This is a genomic window from Sphingomonas sp. (genome assembly GCF_003248515.1).
Classification (GTDB): domain Bacteria; phylum Pseudomonadota; class Alphaproteobacteria; order Sphingomonadales; family Sphingomonadaceae; genus Sphingomonas_I.
The window spans coordinates 453,981-469,245 of sequence record NZ_QFOB01000002.1; the positions used below are offsets into that span (position 1 = coordinate 453,981).

16 protein-coding genes are annotated in these 15,265 nt (G+C 64.8%); 12 read left to right on the forward strand and 4 right to left on the reverse strand.

Annotated elements, in window-relative coordinates; all coding sequences use genetic code 11:
• The first annotated feature begins 17 nt into the window (after nt 1–17).
• Nucleotides 18–1,016 carry an amidohydrolase gene (locus tag DI605_RS05195; RefSeq protein ID WP_293970037.1) on the forward strand — a complete coding sequence of 333 codons (999 nt, stop codon included), beginning with the start codon at nt 18–20 and terminating at the stop codon, nt 1,014–1,016.
• 126 nt (nt 1,017–1,142) lie between these two features.
• A complete protein-coding gene (locus DI605_RS05200; RefSeq protein ID WP_293970040.1) occupies nt 1,143–2,114 on the forward strand; it encodes a LysR family transcriptional regulator in 972 nt (323 codons plus the stop codon).
• Here the strand turns inward: DI605_RS05200 and DI605_RS05205 are convergent.
• Nucleotides 2,063–2,662, reverse strand: a complete 600-nt coding sequence (locus DI605_RS05205; RefSeq protein ID WP_293970043.1) for a carboxymuconolactone decarboxylase family protein — start codon at nt 2,660–2,662, stop codon at nt 2,063–2,065. The genes DI605_RS05200 and DI605_RS05205 overlap by 52 nt on opposite strands.
• A gap of 101 nt (nt 2,663–2,763) precedes the next feature.
• Here DI605_RS05205 and DI605_RS05210 point away from each other — a divergent pair, with 101 nt between their 5' ends.
• A complete protein-coding gene (locus DI605_RS05210; RefSeq protein ID WP_293970046.1) occupies nt 2,764–3,465 on the forward strand; it encodes a hypothetical protein in 702 nt (233 codons plus the stop codon).
• On the opposite strand, the gene DI605_RS05215 is transcribed toward DI605_RS05210, so the two are convergent.
• Entirely contained in the window at nt 3,426–3,971 is a 546-nt protein-coding gene (locus tag DI605_RS05215) for a DUF4286 family protein (protein WP_293970049.1), read from the reverse strand. The two genes, DI605_RS05210 and DI605_RS05215, sit on opposite strands and share 40 nt — an antisense overlap.
• A complete protein-coding gene (locus DI605_RS05220) occupies nt 3,964–4,926 on the reverse strand; it encodes a fumarylacetoacetate hydrolase family protein (RefSeq protein ID WP_293970052.1) in 963 nt (320 codons plus the stop codon). Before DI605_RS05220 ends, DI605_RS05215 begins: the two co-directional genes overlap by 8 nt.
• 177 nt (nt 4,927–5,103) lie before the next feature.
• Here DI605_RS05220 and DI605_RS05225 point away from each other — a divergent pair, with 177 nt between their 5' ends.
• The 7 genes from DI605_RS05225 to DI605_RS05255 are packed head-to-tail and all read left to right on the forward strand — an operon-like array spanning nt 5,104 to nt 11,384.
• Nucleotides 5,104–6,555: an NAD-dependent succinate-semialdehyde dehydrogenase gene (locus tag DI605_RS05225; protein WP_293970055.1), complete on the forward strand. Its 1,452-nt coding sequence runs from the start codon at nt 5,104–5,106 to the stop codon at nt 6,553–6,555.
• Between the two features lie 26 nt (nt 6,556–6,581).
• Nucleotides 6,582–7,355, forward strand: a complete 774-nt coding sequence (locus DI605_RS05230) for an SDR family NAD(P)-dependent oxidoreductase (RefSeq protein ID WP_293970058.1) — start codon at nt 6,582–6,584, stop codon at nt 7,353–7,355.
• Nucleotides 7,356–7,357: 2 nt separating this feature from the next.
• Nucleotides 7,358–8,227 carry an amidohydrolase gene (locus tag DI605_RS05235; protein WP_293970061.1) on the forward strand — a complete coding sequence of 290 codons (870 nt, stop codon included), beginning with the start codon at nt 7,358–7,360 and terminating at the stop codon, nt 8,225–8,227.
• 20 nt (nt 8,228–8,247) lie between these two features.
• Entirely contained in the window at nt 8,248–8,808 is a 561-nt protein-coding gene (locus DI605_RS05240; RefSeq protein ID WP_293970064.1) for a cupin domain-containing protein, read from the forward strand.
• Nucleotides 8,809–8,828: 20 nt separating this feature from the next.
• Entirely contained in the window at nt 8,829–9,668 is an 840-nt protein-coding gene (locus DI605_RS05245) for an acetoacetate decarboxylase family protein (protein WP_293970066.1), read from the forward strand.
• A gap of 10 nt (nt 9,669–9,678) precedes the next feature.
• A complete protein-coding gene (locus DI605_RS05250) occupies nt 9,679–10,752 on the forward strand; it encodes an amidohydrolase family protein (RefSeq protein ID WP_293970068.1) in 1,074 nt (357 codons plus the stop codon).
• A gap of 26 nt (nt 10,753–10,778) precedes the next feature.
• Nucleotides 10,779–11,384 (forward strand): nuclear transport factor 2 family protein, encoded by a 606-nt coding sequence (locus tag DI605_RS05255; protein ID WP_293970071.1) that lies wholly within the window; start codon nt 10,779–10,781, stop codon nt 11,382–11,384.
• Between the two features lie 4 nt (nt 11,385–11,388).
• On the opposite strand, the gene DI605_RS05260 is transcribed toward DI605_RS05255, so the two are convergent.
• On the reverse strand, nt 11,389–12,651 hold the full coding sequence (locus DI605_RS05260; RefSeq protein WP_293970074.1) for an MFS transporter: 1,263 nt from the start codon (nt 12,649–12,651) through the stop codon (nt 11,389–11,391).
• A gap of 195 nt (nt 12,652–12,846) precedes the next feature.
• Here DI605_RS05260 and DI605_RS05265 point away from each other — a divergent pair, with 195 nt between their 5' ends.
• Nucleotides 12,847–13,875 (forward strand): VOC family protein, encoded by a 1,029-nt coding sequence (locus tag DI605_RS05265; protein WP_293970077.1) that lies wholly within the window; start codon nt 12,847–12,849, stop codon nt 13,873–13,875.
• 61 nt (nt 13,876–13,936) lie between these two features.
• The gene (hisD, locus tag DI605_RS05270) at nt 13,937–15,265 is read left to right on the forward strand and encodes a histidinol dehydrogenase (protein WP_293970080.1); all 1,329 of its coding nucleotides are present in this window, start codon (nt 13,937–13,939) and stop codon (nt 15,263–15,265) included.

The window sequence follows — 15,265 nt, forward strand, 5'->3', positions numbered from 1 at the left end:
GCCTGCAAGGAATGAGGATGAAGGATCGATCGATCGGACCTGGACGGCGGGAGGTGGTCGCGGCGGGCCTGGCATGGGCCGGAGCGGCGATGGCGGATGCGCGCATTGCTGCATCGCGCGAGCCGCTGTTCGACAGTCATGCGCATCTCGTTTCCCCCGATACGATACGCTATCCGCAGGTACCCGCCGATGCACCCGGCGCGACCGCGAACCTGCCCGGCATGGGCTTTCGCCAGTTCGGCACGGCGCGGCCAGTGCCCGGGGCGGAAGCAATGGCCGGCTGGATGAAGCAGAAAGGGGTGGACGGGCTGGCGGCCATCCAGAAGCGTGGCGCCTATGGTCTCGACAATCGCTATATCCTCGATAGCGCGGCGCATTACCCGCATCTCTTCTTCCCCGTCGTGATCCTTGATGCGCAGGACGATGCTACACCTGGCACGGTGCGCGATCTGGCGGCGCGCGGCCTGGCCGGAGTGAGGCTCACCGGCGTGATGGCGTCGGACGGAGGCTTTCCCTGGCTGGCATCCGATCGCGCGCTGCGGCTGTGGGACACCGCCGCGAAAACGGGCCTCGTCATGGAGATCATGACCAATCCCTTCGGCCATCCGGTGGAGGCGCTCCCGGTCTATGTCGATCTCGCCCTTCGCTTTCCCGGCGTCCCGATCGTGATCGATCACCTGAACTGGCCGGATGCGCACGGCGCGCCGGATTTCGGTCTCGATGCGCCGCTACGCGCGCTCGCCGCCCGGCCGAACATCTTCTTCAAGTTCACGACGATCAACATGGACAAGCTGCAGGATGCGGGTATCTCGTCCGCCGCATTCCTGGCGCATGCGGTCGGGCTGTTCGGTGCCGGGCGCATCCTGTGGGGCTCCGACATGGGCAATACCCCCGGCTCCTATGCCGAGCTTATCGGCCGGGCGCGGGCGTCGGCAGGCCATCTGCCCATGGCGGCCCGCCGCGCCGTCTTCCACGATAATGGCCGCCGGCTCTTCACCCGCCGTGCCGGGGTGTGATGGCGGGGCAACAGTGCGGCTAAAGCGTCGGGCGCACACTGGAAGCGGATCGCGCGCGGAGTATGATCGCGCGGATAATCGGATAATGGGCACCCGTCGGAGAGGCGGGGCCAGCTGGAGCACAGGGTGACGTTGGATCTCGAACGATGGAAACTGTTCCTCCTCGTCAGCGAGATGGGGAGCCTTTCGAAGGCGGCGACGGTTCTCAATCGGCCGCAGCCGGTGATCAGCCGGCACATCAATTCGCTTGAAACCGAATGCGGCTGCCATCTCTTCTATCGTACCGGCAGGGGCGTGGTGCTGAGCGAGGTCGGCCAGGCGATCCAGCCGCGCGTGCAGGCGATGATCGCCGAATTCGATCAGATCATGCGGGATATAAAGGGGCAGGCTGGGGTTCCGGTCGGGCGCGTCAGCGTCGGCCTGCTGCCTTCGATCCGCATCGCTACCGAACTGGTGCATGCCGCGACGACCCAGTTTCCGGGGATCGACCTGCATCTGACCGAGGCTTCGGGCGGCCAGCTTGCCGAACAGGTCGCGGTCGGGCGCATCGATCTGGCGCTCGTTCTGCGCGAACAGGGCGCGCTGCTCTCGACCGAGGAGGCTTTGCTAACGCTGCCCATGTGCGTGGTGGGGTCGGCAGGCGATCCCGTCACGAGCCGGCGGAGCGTCGCACTGTCCGAATTGTCCGCACTTCCGCTGATCATGGCCAAGCCTCCCAACGCGGTGCGGATGCTCGTCGAGCAGACGGCGCGGCGGGCGGAAGTGCCGCTCCGCTTCGCGACACAGGTCGATCCTCCGGCCACGCAGCGCCAGCTCGTCGCAGCGGGCTTCGGCTATTCGATCACGACGCGCATGTCCGTTCGCGATGATGTGGCGGCTGGCCTGCTCAGCGCCGCTGCGATCTCCGATCCGCCGATGGATATGGTGCTGGTGCTCGTTCGCTCCAATCAGCGCCCGGCGACGCTGGCGATCCGCAAGATAGCGCGACTGCTGTCCGATCTCATCCGGCACTTGCCCGAGCGACATGCCGGGGACGAGATGCCCGCTTATCTGCCGGTCGAGCCATCGACCGGGAATTCGAAGGCGACGCCGGAATAGGGCGTCCGCGCGACGTTCATCACCATCGCAAGCAAGGCATAATAGCCGCAAAGGCCGACCAGTTCGATCGTGCCGCTTTCGCCCAGAATCGCCACCGTGCGGGTATGGAGATCGTCATCGATGCGGCGATCGGCATCCAGCGCGGTGCAGAAGTCGAGGATCAGCCGTTCGTCGGCCGGCATGTCCGGTGCGGCGCGGCCGTCGCGCAGCGCCGCCAGCGTCGCCTGCGCTACGCCGGCCCGGGCCGCAAGCGGCGCATGCGCCCGCCATTCATAAGGCTGGCTCCACAGGCGCGCGATCACGCAGATCGCGAATTCCCGCAGGCGCTCCTCCACGCCGCAGCGATAGCGGAGGAACTCGCCCAGCTTCTGGGTCCTGTCCAGGAGATCCGGGCTGCGTAGCAGCGGCACGAACGGCCCCCGGACCTCGCCGCGCGGTGTGGCGATCAGGGCCGCGGCGGCGGCGCGCATCGCATCGTCCCAGTCGGCCGGGTCCGTCGGTGGAAAGCGATCAGCTCCCTCGACGGGGTTCAGGGCAGGAAAGTTCACCACAAAAGCTCCGAAATTCGCGTTAGCGTCAATAGTGTTGCAGCTTCGCCTGCCGCGCGGCAAATGGCGGGCAGAGCGAGCAATGTTTTGGGGGACTTACGTTGGCAAAAGCGAGCCGGACGCCAGGGCGGCCGCGCAGCGGTGGTGAAGGCGAGGGCAATGCCGTCGGCAAGGATGCGTTGATCGACGCGACGATCGATCTGCTGCGGACGACGCCGCCGAGCGCGATCACGCCGATCGCCGTCGCCCGGGCGACCGGGGTGCATCCGTCGCTGATCCGCTATTATTTCAAGAATCGCGCGCGCCTGCTGGTGGCAGCCGCGGAACGGATGATGTCGCGTCTGAGCGCGCGCGTCGAGCAGGCGGCGGCCGATTCTGATGGAAGCCCGCGCAGCCGTCTCTTCGCTCGCATCGCTGCGATCATCGAACTGAACGACAGTTTCCCAAACTTTCATCAGCTCATGGTCAACGAAATGGGAGAATCCTCCGATCCGGCGGCGCGCGCCCTGATTTCGCAGGCAACGTTCAACGGCACCACCGCTTATGGGCGCATCCTCAGCGCCGGTGTCGCTGACGGCACCTTCCGTGATCTCGATCCGGCGATGCTCTACACCGTCATTGTCGGCATGGCCGAATTCCTGCCTGCCGCGCGGCACCAACTGGAAATCGCGCGCGGACGCCCGATCGACAAGGAAGAGCTTCGCGCGAGCTACACCGATTTCGTGTGCGATCTCATCATGCACGGTATTTCCGCGTCCGCATCTCAGCGGAGCGGGCGGAAGACGCCGCGCCCCGCCGCCTGAAACCACGCGCCCTTCTCCAACTCTGCACGCCAGGCCGTCGATCGCGCGAAGGCGCGTTCCGGCGAATCCATGACGGAGACATCCCGCAGATCGTGAAAAGCCATGCTCGTCCAGCGCGGCCCGCCATCGTGCGACAAGACGCGATAGCGACGCGCGCGCAGCCAGCCATCCGCCTTCATCAGCAGTCCGATATGTTCTTCGTCATACCAGCGATCGACTTCGGCGGTCATATCGGGCGGAACGTTGAAGGCGACGAGCATCAGCGCGCCAGGCGCTTCGGTCGCGGCTCCTGTATCGCTGACCTGTTCGAGCACATAGGTCGCCGCCCCGGGCGACGCCAGGTGATGGCCGGCGACCTCCCCATCACATGAGAAGATTGCCACCTCGGCCGGCGGCACGGCGGAAACGAGCCGCCGCCCGCCGCCCTGGTCCCGCATCAGCGCTTGGATGTCGCCATTCTCGGCATCGCTGCCCAGCGGAAGGCGGGAGAAGAGGGCGTCAATCATGGTCGGGCACGACCGAGGGCGTCAAAACCGCATCGGGGCGATGGCGACGGACCGCATCGTGATGGGTGGAGCCTTCGCCCATATAGACGCCGCGCTCCCATTCGCGTTTCAGCGGATCACGGACCTTCACCTCCATCTCGCCGATGCCGTGGATCTGGATCTTCAGCGTCTCGCCGTCCTGGATGAAGCCCAGCCCCTCATGATTGGTGCCGCAGGCGACGACGTCGCCCGAATTCATCGTCATGATCGTGGTGATCCATTCGACGATCTCGGGCACGCGATGCTCCATATCGTCGGTCATGTAGTTGTGGCGTAACTGGCCGTCGTTCCAGAACTGGACCCACAGATCGTTGGGTTCCTCTATCTCGTCGGCGGTGACGATGCAGGGGCCGATCGGCGCGAACGTATCGAAGCTCTTGCCCATCCAGCTGTTGTTGCGCCACGTCCGCCGCCCGCTCTCGCGGGCGGTGACGTCGATCAGGCAGGTGTAGCCGAAAATGGCCTTGCGCCAGTCGGCCTGGGAAACCTTCTTGGCGGGGCCCCTGAACACCAGCGCCAGCTCGGCTTCGTGCATGAAGGCATAGGGTTCGGTGAAGTCGGGAAGCTCCACCGTGTCGCCCGGGCCGATCACCGCATCCGGATTCTTCATGAACATGTTGAGAGGCCGCGCTTCCCGCTGGGCATGCTCCCAGTAATTGGCGAGGCAGTTCACGATTTTGCCCGGGCGGGGCAGGGGCGCGAGCAGGCGCACGCTTTCCAGCGGGAGGACGACGGCACTCGAGGCAAGCGCCTCGAGCGGAGCCTTGAGTGTGTCATAGGCATCGATCAGGCCGATCATCGTAAGCTGCGGCGTATGGCCGTCGGGCACCAAGGACGAGGCGTCGATAACGCCCGCATCGGTCAGGATTCCGGCATGCGGGGTCCCGCCCGCGACGGTGAACAGCACGAACTTCACGCAATCCTCCCCATGTCTGGCGGCGGACTTTAGGCCGCGTCGCGCCCCGCCACCTCCCCCGTGGAATGCATAAGAGAATTACCAATTCCGCCGGGGCCGTTTCGTTGACAATTATCGGAGGCGCTAATATCCGCCGGACAACGCCGGTCCCAAGACCGTTTTTTCCGGAGAGAGATAATGGCCGAGGCGCCCAGCTATCGCAGTGTGCAGCTTCTGATCGACGGGGTCTGGGCCGATGCGACGGAAGGCCGCACGCTGCCGGTAGTCAATCCCGCGACCGGCCAGCCGATCGGGACCGTGGCCCATGCTGCTATCGCCGATCTCGATCGGGCGCTGACGGCCGCCGAGAAGGGGCTGGCGGAATGGCGCCGGGTGCCGCCGCTCGGCCGCGCCAGAGTGCTGAACGGGGCCGCCCGTCTGCTGCGCGAGCGTGCCGAGGATATCGCCACCCAGATGGTGCTGGAGCAGGGCAAGATGATCGGCGAGGCGCGCGGCGAAGTCGAACGCGCGGCCGAGGCGTGCGACTGGATGGCTGGCGAGACACAGCGTATCTATGGCCGCACCATTGCGGGGCGCGCGCCCAACATCACGAATCTGGTGCTGCGCGAGCCGGTGGGCGTGGTCGCGGCATTCACGCCGTGGAATTTCCCGGTCAACCAGATCGTCCGAAAGGTAGCCGGTGCGCTCGCGGCGGGCTGCGCGCTGGTCGTGAAGGGGCCGGAGGAGGCGCCGGGCTCCTGTGCCGAGCTGGTTCGTGCTTTCGTCGATGCGGGCGCACCCGCCGGCTCGGTCAACCTGGTCTACGGCACTCCATCGGAAATCTCGGAATATCTCGTCCCGCATCCCATTGTGCGGAAGATCAGCTTCACCGGCTCTACGATCGTGGGCAAGCATCTCGCCTCTCTGGCCGGCAAGAATATGAAGCTCACCACGATGGAGCTTGGCGGCCATGCGCCGGTGCTGGTGTTCGACGATACCGATCCGGTTGCGGCGGCCAGGGCACTGGCGGGCAACAAGTTCCGCAACGCCGGCCAGAGCTGCATCAATCCCACCCGCTTTCTGATCGAGGGCGACAGTTTCGAGCCGTTCGCGGAGGCGTTCGTGGAGGCTGCCTCCGCGCTCAGGCCCGGGGCGGGGCTCGATCCCGCCACCACCACCGGCCCGCTTGCCAATATCCGCCGGGTCGAGGCGATGGAGCGTTTCACCGCCGATGCGCTGGCCAAGGGGGCCACGCTGCGCACGGGCGGCCGCCGCATCGGCAATCAGGGCTTTTTCTTCGAGCCGACCGTGTTCACGGATGTGCCTCTGGACGCGCAACTCATGAATGAGGAGCCCTTCGGCCCGATCGCGATGATCAATCGCTTCGACAGCCGCGAGGCCGCCTATCGCGAGGCCAATCGTCTCCCCTACGGTCTTTCCGCTTATGCCTTCACCACCTCCTCGCAGACGGCAAGGGAGGTGATGGAAAAGGTGGAGAGCGCGATGATCTCCTTCAACCATTTCGGCCTCGGCCATCCGGAAACGCCCTTCGGAGGCATGAAGGATTCGGGCTATGGCTTCGAGGGCGGATCGGAGGCGATCGAACCCTATCTCCAGACTCGTTTCATGACGATGGCCGACCTGATCTGAAGCGGCACGGGAAGGGAGGCATCGATATGGCGGGGCGGCTGCAGAGCAAGATCGCGCTGGTGACCGGCATAGGCGCGGGCATCGGCCAGGGCATCGGCCTGATGTTCGCGCGCGAGGGCGCGACGGTGATCGGCTGCGACATTTCCGAACAATGGGCGGAGGCGGCCGTTGCCACGGCACAGGCCGAAGGGCTGGATTTCGAGAGCGTCCATCCGATCGACCTCACGAAGCCGGCGGATGTTCAGCGCTATATCGACTACGCGGGCCGCAAGCACGGCCGGATCGACATACTCGTCAACGCCGCCGCCATCCCGCCGCACATGAAGCCCGTCGCCGAGCTGGACTATGACGCGGAATGGGTACCGACGATGGTGGGCGAGGTTGATCTCGTCTTCCTCGCGGTGAAGGCGGCCTGGCCCTGGATGGTCGGGCATGGCGGCGGATCGATCATCAATTTCGCCAGCGTCAATGCGTTTCGCGGATCGACCAACACCGGTATGGTCGCGCATTGTGCGGGCAAGGCCGCCGTGCTGGCGATGAGCCGCCAGATCGCGATCGAGGGCGGCCCGCACGGCATACGCTGCAACACGATCTCGCCCGGCATGGTGAAGACCCCCTCGACGCAAGGTGCCGGCACCAGCACGGGTGCGATCGCGGATCGCATCCTCCAGCGCTTGCAGATCAAGCGCCTGGGCGAGCCCGAGGATATCGCCTACGGGGCGCTCTACCTCGCCTCCGATGAATCCACCTGGGTCACCGGCGCCAACTTCCCGATCGACGGCGGCGTGCTGGCGGGCTGATCGTGGCGCTTCCTTCCCTGCCGCCGCCGCATCCCGCGCCCCATGCACCGACGCGCCTTTCGGTGCCGGCTGGTGCCTGCGACGCGCATTGCCATATCTTCGGGCCGGTCGCGCGCTTCCCTTATGTCCAGCCCCGGCCTTACGAGCCCGCCGAATTGCCGCTGGAACGGTATCGCGCGATGGCGGATCGGCTCGGGCTGGAACGGGCCGTGTTCGTGCAACCGGTCGTCTACGGCACCGATCATGCGGCGATCGTCGATGCGCTGGAGCGGGAACCGGGGCGCTATGGCGGCGTGGGCCTCGTCAACGACAGTCTGGACGATGCGGCGCTGGAGAGGATGCATGTCGCGGGCTTTCGCGGCGCGCGCTTCAATTTCGTCGGTCGGCTCGGCATCTTCCCCGCGCCGGACGAGATCCGCCGCACCTATGATCGGGTGAAGCGCTATGGCTGGCACCTCGTCTTTCATTTCGACGACCAGTCTTTCCTCGCGCGATCGGATTTTCTGGCGAGCCTGCCCTGCGCCTATGTGATCGATCACATGGCGCGGCCAAATGCGGCGCTCGGCACGGATCAGCCGGGCTTCGCGAAGCTGCTGGAATTGGCCGCGACACCCCGGTGCCACGTCAAGATATCGGCGGCCGATCGCGTCGTCGGTGCCGAACGGCTCGAGGACGGCGTGCGTTTCATGCGCGCGCTCGCCGATGCCGCGCCGGAGCGCACGCTCTGGGGCACGGACTGGCCGCATCCCAATACGCCGATCATGCCCGACGATGGCGATCTGATCGATCTGCTTGCCATCGCGGTTCCGGATGTGGGGACGCGTGAGGCGATCCTCGTCGCTAATCCGGCGCGACTTTACGATTTCGAATAAAGACAGAGGGGAGACCGACCTTGCCCAGACCAGCCCGCCGGATCGTGACCGGCCATGATGCCTCCGGCAGGTCGATCATCCTGTCTGATGGCACGCCCCCCAACATTCGTGATCGCGGCACCGGCGTCGATTTCTTCGAGATCTGGAACACGCCAACCGTGCCGGCTACGATTACCGCGGAGGAGCCGGAGCCGACCGACGGTCCGCTCGTCACGCCGCCGCCGCCGGGTGGCACCAAGTTCCGCTTCAACGATTTCTATCCTGGCCACATCGACAAGCTGCCGCCGCGCGCGGACGGCCGCCACAAGATGATGCACCGCACCACGTCGATCGATTACGGCCTGGTGCTGGATGGCGAGATCTACATGATCCTCGACGACAGCGAAGTCCTGCTCACGCCGGGCACGGTCGTCGTCCAGCGCGGCACCGATCATGCGTGGGAAAATCGATCGGACAAGGTGTGCCGCATGGCCTTCATCCTGGTCTCGGGCGATTTCGCGCCGGAACTGCGCGAAATCCTTCCCGAAAATCTGGAGCTTCGCACCGGCGCGGTCTTCAACGAGCCGATCCCCGGCAACTGATCCCCAAAGGAATTCTACCGATGTCCTTCCCGCGCGAGCCCGGAAAATATTATCGGATGCCCGTTTTCTTCGGGCCGAACCCCTGTCCGCGCTGGACGCCCGAAGGCGTGCCGCAGGATTTCGCGCGGGAGCCGGTGCGCAGCACGCTCGGCACCCGCTACCTGAGCGACAAGGCGGCGATCGAGGCCGTCCTGCCCGAGGGCTTCTCCATATGGGGCGATCCGGTCGTGACGGTCGAGGCGATCTACATGACGGGTTTCTCCTGGCTCGCCGGCGGCGGCTACAACATGTTCGACGTCAAGATTCCCGCAATCTATGCATCGAAAACGGAGGGTGACGTGCCCGGCACATTGCTGATGGCGCGCTGGGAAAGCCTGTCCGATCCGATCACCACCGGCCGTGAGGAACTGGGACACAACAAGCTCTTCTGCGACATTCCCGAGATCAGCGATTTCAACGGCCGCCGGCATGCCAGCATGAGCTGGCGCGGCTTCCCGTTCGCCAAGCTCTGGGCCGAGGATCTCATCGAAACGCCGGCGCCCAAGGGCAATCCTGACAATCGAGGCCTGCTCTCCTGGAAATATATTCCGGCGACGCCGCGCCCCGGCAAGAAATGGGGCGAGGAGGCGGACGCCAACTATGCCACGCTGACGCCGCCCGCCTGGAGCGGGGTGAAGACGACCCGTTACCTTTCGGGCAGGGGCGGCGTCGAATGGGCGCGGCCGACCTTCGAACAATTGCCGACCCAACATACGATCGTGAACGGCTTCGCCTCCTTCCCGATCCTGGAATCGCGCGGCGCCTATCTGTTCGACATGGTCGGCGGGGCATCGGGCGACGACACCTATCGCCTCGATTGAGGGCAAGGCGATGGCGGAAGGCGTGATTGGCCCCGGCGATGTTCCCACATCGCCGCCGTCACCCCGGATCGTCGGCGGCGACGGCAAGCCCCTGCTGACGATCGACATTCACGCCCATGCGATGTTTCCGGAGGTGGAAAAGCGCACGGCCGCACGGCCCGAGCGGGCAGGCGAGGCGGACTTCCGCCTGCGCACGATGGGGCAGGACACGGTCGACTATAATCGCGAGGTGATGATCCCTGCGGCATTTCCGGCAATGACACAGCTGGCCCGGCGTCTCGTGGACATGGACGTGATGGGTGTGGACATCCAGCTCGTCAGCCCGTCACCGAACCAATATCATTACTGGGCGCCCGTCGATCTCGCCGCTGAGCTTGTCTCGATCCAGAATGAAGGTCTTGCGGAGTTGTGCGCGGGTGCACCCGATCGCCTCCGTGGCCTCGGTATGGTCGCATTGCAGCATCCGGCGCTGGCGGTGGACCAATTGCGTCATGCGGTGAAGGCGCTCGGTTTCCGGGGCGTCGAGATCAGTTCGGTGATCGCCGGCAAGGATCTGTCCGACCGGGCCTTCGATCCCTTCTGGACGGCTGCCGAGGAGTTGGGCGCCATCATCTTCATTCATCCGATGGGCTGTTCGCTCGATGAGAGGTTGGCACCTGCCTATCTTTCCAATCATGTCGGCCAGCCGGTGGAACATGCGGTGGCGCTGTCGCACCTGATCTTCGGCGGCGTGCTGGATCGCCATCCGGGGCTGAAGATCGTAGCGGCGCATGGCGGCGGCTATCTGCCCGCGCATCTCGGGCGGGCGGATCATGCCTGGGCGCAGCGGCGCGACGCGCGCACCTGCTGCCACAAGCCCAGTTCCTATCTCTCCCGGCTCCATTTCGACAGCCTCGTGTTCGAGGCGAAGGATCTGGCGCTGCTGATTGAGCGCGTCGGGATCGGCAATGTGGTGATCGGCACGGATTATCCGTTCGACATGGGCCATTACGATATTCACGGCTTGGTTTCGGCGCTTCCCGGCCTGGACGAGTCCGACCGCGCGGCGCTGCTCGGCGGCAATCTTCTGAAATTGATGGGATGAAGCCCCGCGTCGAGGGAGAGGGCATCATGATTCAGGCGGATATCGGACGGCGGACATTGCTCGCTGCGGTCGCGGGCGTCGCGGGCGCAGTCTATGCCGGTGTGGCACGGGGTGCCCCTCCGGTCGGTGCGCGGACCAGCCCGCGTCAGGCATGGGCGCATCTCGACGGCAAGATCGCCCTGCGGGGAAATCGTCCGCCCGTCGCGGACGCGATCGACATGCTGATGATTCAGGAGGCCTTTGGCCGTTACGGCATCGCCTATGACGAGGGGCGCGACGCGGTGCTCGCCGGGCTTTTCACCGAGGATGTTGTGGTCGACGTCGCCGAGGGATCGGCCAAGCCCTTCCAGTCGGTGAAGGGGCATGCGGCGGTCATGCACAATTTCACCAGCGCCTTCTCCCAGCAGCGCGACCAGCGCCGTCACTGCTTCAGCAATGTGCTGGTCGAGGAGGTAACGGGCGATGTTGCGACGGCGCTCGCTTACGCGATCGTCACCGTCGCCGCCGATGGCCTCACGCTCGGCGCGACCGTCATCTACACGACGCGCCTGCGCAAGCAGGATGGTCTCTGGCGCTTCGCCTACATGTTCATCGGCATGGACGCCTATACGACGCCCAAGCCGAAGGTCTGAAGGGTCAGCGGGCGGCCGCCTTGGGGCTCGAGAAGACGAATTTCGGCAGGAAGGTCACGCAGATCAGTGCCGCCGTCATCGCGCCGCCGGTTAGATAGCGGCAAATGTCGTAGCTGCCCGAAAGATCGCGCAGATAGCCCAGCAGGATCACGCCCGTCCCGTTGCCCAGTGCGCTGGCGGCGAAGGTCAGGCCATAGATGGCGCCAAACGCCTTCAGCCCGAAATAGCGCGAGACGAGATAGGCATTCTGGCTGATCTCCCCGCCGAGCCCGAGGCCCATCATTACCGCCGCAGGCAGTAGGATATGCTTGTCGTGCGCGCTGTAGAGTATCACAACACCGATCAGCGCGGAGGCGAAATAGGGCGTCAGTACGCGCGGCGTGTTCAGCCGATCGATCACGAAGCCGGACGAGAACTGGCCGACGATCACGCCCGCGAAGGCGCAACTCATTACCGTCGTCGCGTCACTCACGCTCAGGCCACGCTCGGTCAGCAGCGGCACTGCGTGCGCCATCGTGGCGAGCAGCGCCATGGATCCGAACATGATCGCGGCGAAGAGCTGGTAGAAGGTGCGCTGGCGCAAGGCTTCCCCGCGCGTATAGCCTTGCTGGCCGAAGCGGGCCCGCTGCTCGGTTTCGGCCTGCTCGCCGGAGCTTGCCGCGTGATCCGCGACGAGCATGGCCTTCGGCGTTCGCGCCAGCAGCGCCACTGCCGGGAAACCGATGGCGAGCACGATCAGGGCGATGCCAATAAAGCCTCCACGCCAGCCATATGTGTTGATCAGCGCCTGCGTCACCTTGGGCATGATCGTCTGGCCGAGGCCGGCGCCCAGCGCGACAGCGAGGCCCAGCACGAAACCGCGATGCCGATCGAACCATAGCGAGATCAGCTTCGCATAAGCGGGCGAGGCATGCATGGAGACAGGCACCGCGATCAGGATCTGCACCAGCAGGAATTCCCACGCATTGGTCACCTGGCTGAGCAGCAGATAGGCGATGCTGAACAGCACGATGCCGGGCAGCACCACCTTGCGCAGGCCGAACCGGTCGACCAGCCGTCCGCCGATCGGCACGCAGATGGCGTTGAGCCACAGCGCCACGGCCAGCGCGGTCGAAAGCATCGTGCGATTGGTGTGCAGCGCTTCGGGCAGGATGCGCAGGAAATTGCTGTTGGTGGCCGCGACCATCACATTCGGCCCGGTGAGAAAGCCGAACCAGGCTCCCAGCGCAGCCAGAATTGCAGGTCGCGTGAATTCGCTGCGTGCCAAGATCCTCTCCCTTATGCCCGGGTTGTCCGGTTTTCCACATGCCTGGGCTGACTGCCTAGTGCGCAAACTGTATATCTGACTAATTAGCGCATGTGATAATTTTTTTCTTGTCTCGCGGCGACGGCCGATCCATTCATCGATGGAGAGGGCGCGAGGCGCAGCACATCAGGCCGACGCCCGCAGAGAGGATTTTCCATGGCGATACTCGGTATCGAAAGCGTCGTTTATGGCGTCGATGACGTCGCGCTCTGCACGCGTTTCTGGGACGATTATGGTCTGGTCCGTGCGGACCGGTCGATCGACGAGCCGGTGTGGGAACTGCCTTCGGGATCTCGCATCATCGTTCGTGCCATCGACGATCCCGATTTGCCGCCGGCCCATTTCCAGGGCTCGGGCGTGCGGGAATGCTTCCTGGGCGTTGATACGGCCGAAAATCTGGAAAAGCTCGTCGCGCGGATCGCGGTGGATCGCGAGGTCTGGCGCGATGCGGATGGCACAGCGCATTTCATCGATCCGGACGGCAATCCGATGGGGCTGCGCATCTGGGCGAAGCGGCCCGTGATGTGTCGCCCCGATCCCGTCAACGCGCCGGATCATATCGTGCGGCTGAACCAGCATCGCAAATGGCGGATGCGTGCCCGCCCGAAGACGATCAACCACATCGTTTATTTTTCCGACAATTATGTCGAGGCCTATGAATTCTATCGTGACCGGCTCGATTTCAGAATGACCGATCATTCCAAGGCGAACGGCATCTTCGCCCGTGCGAACGGAACCTATGAGCATCATACCTTATTCTGGCTGACCACCCAGCATCCGGGCACGCGCGGCAAGCGTGGCTATGCGCATATCGCCTTCGGCTGCGAGGACGTGGACGAGGTAATGGTCGGCGCCAATTACATGCAGGACAAGGGCTGGTCGAACGTCCGTCCGTTCGCCGCGGCGCTCAACCGGCATCGCATCTCGTCTGCCATGTATTATTATTTTCCGTGCCCGGCCGGCGGCGACGCCGAATATCACGCGGATTCCGATTATCTCGATGACGCGTGGATCCCGCGCGTGTGGGAGATGGCGTTCGGCGCGACGATCTGGGGATCGTCTTCGTCCGGCTTCTTCGCGCACAAGCCCGCGACTTACGATGTGCAACTCGATCCCGACGAGGCGAGCCTCGAGGCGTGCCGCCATCTGGGCAAGGACGGGAAAGACGTTCCCAGCATCTACTGACATTCGCGGTGGCGGATCTGATCGCCCTGCGGCGCGCCACCGATTCCAAGGAGTTCACGTCATGGCAACCTATCTGAAGCGTGGTGCGACGGCCGAGGCTCGTGCCGAGGGGGATCGCAAGGTCCGCGATATCGTCGAAGCCACGCTGGCGGACATCGAAACGCGCGGCGACGCGGCTGTGCGCGATCTTTCGATCAAGTTCGATAAGTGGGATCGCGAGAGCTATGTGCTGACCGCGCAGGAAAAACAGGATTGTCTGGATCAGCTTTCCGGGCAGGATCTGAAGGATATCGAATTCGCGCAGGCGCAGGTGCGCAACTTCGCGCAGATCCAGCGCGACAGCATAAAGGATGTCGAGGTCGAGACGCTGCCCGGCATCGTCCTGGGCCACAAGAATCTGCCGCTCAATGCGGCCGGCTGCTATGTGCCCGGCGGCAAATATCCCTTGCTGGCGTCCGCCCATATGTCCGTGATCACCGCCAAGGTGGCCGGCGTGCCGCGCGTGATCACTTGCGCCCCGCCTTTCCAGGGCAAGCCGGCCCCCGCGATCGTGGCCGCGCAGGTCATGGCAGGGGCCGACGAAATCTATGCGCTCGGCGGTATCCAGGCTATTGGCGCGATGGCGCTCGGCACGGAGACGATCCGGCCAGTCGATATCCTCGTCGGCCCGGGCAACGCCTTCGTCGCGGAGGCCAAGCGCCAGCTCTACGGCCGCGTGGGCATCGATCTGTTCGCCGGGCCGACGGAGACGCTCGTCATCGCCGACGAGATCGGCTGTGACGGCGAACTTGCCGCCACGGACCTGCTGGGCCAGGCCGAGCATGGGCCGGACAGCCCCGCCGTTCTGCTCACCAATTCGGAAAAGCTCGCGCGGGAGACGATGGCGGAGGTCGAGCGGCTCCTGCAGATCCTGCCGACCGCCGATTATGCCCGCAAGGCATGGGAGACCTATGGCGAGGTGATCGTCGCCGACAGCTATGAGGAGATGGTCAGGATCGCCGACGACATCGCTTCCGAACATGTTCAGGTGATGACCGCCGACCCCGATTATTTCCTGAAGAACATGACCAATTACGGCGCCCTGTTCCTCGGTGCGCGCACCAACGTCAGCTACGGGGACAAGGTGATCGGCACCAATCACACGCTGCCGACCAAGAAGGCGGCGCGCTATACGGGCGGCCTCTGGGTCGGAAAGTTCATCAAGACCTGCACCTATCAGAAGGTGCTGACCGATGAGGCGAGCGCGATGATCGGCGAATATTGCAGCCGCCTGTGCGCGCTGGAAGGTTTCGCCGGCCATGGCGAGCAGGCGAACATCCGCGTGCGGCGTTATGGCCATCGCGATGTTCCCTATGCCGGCCGCGCCGAGCCACTCATCACCGCGGAATGA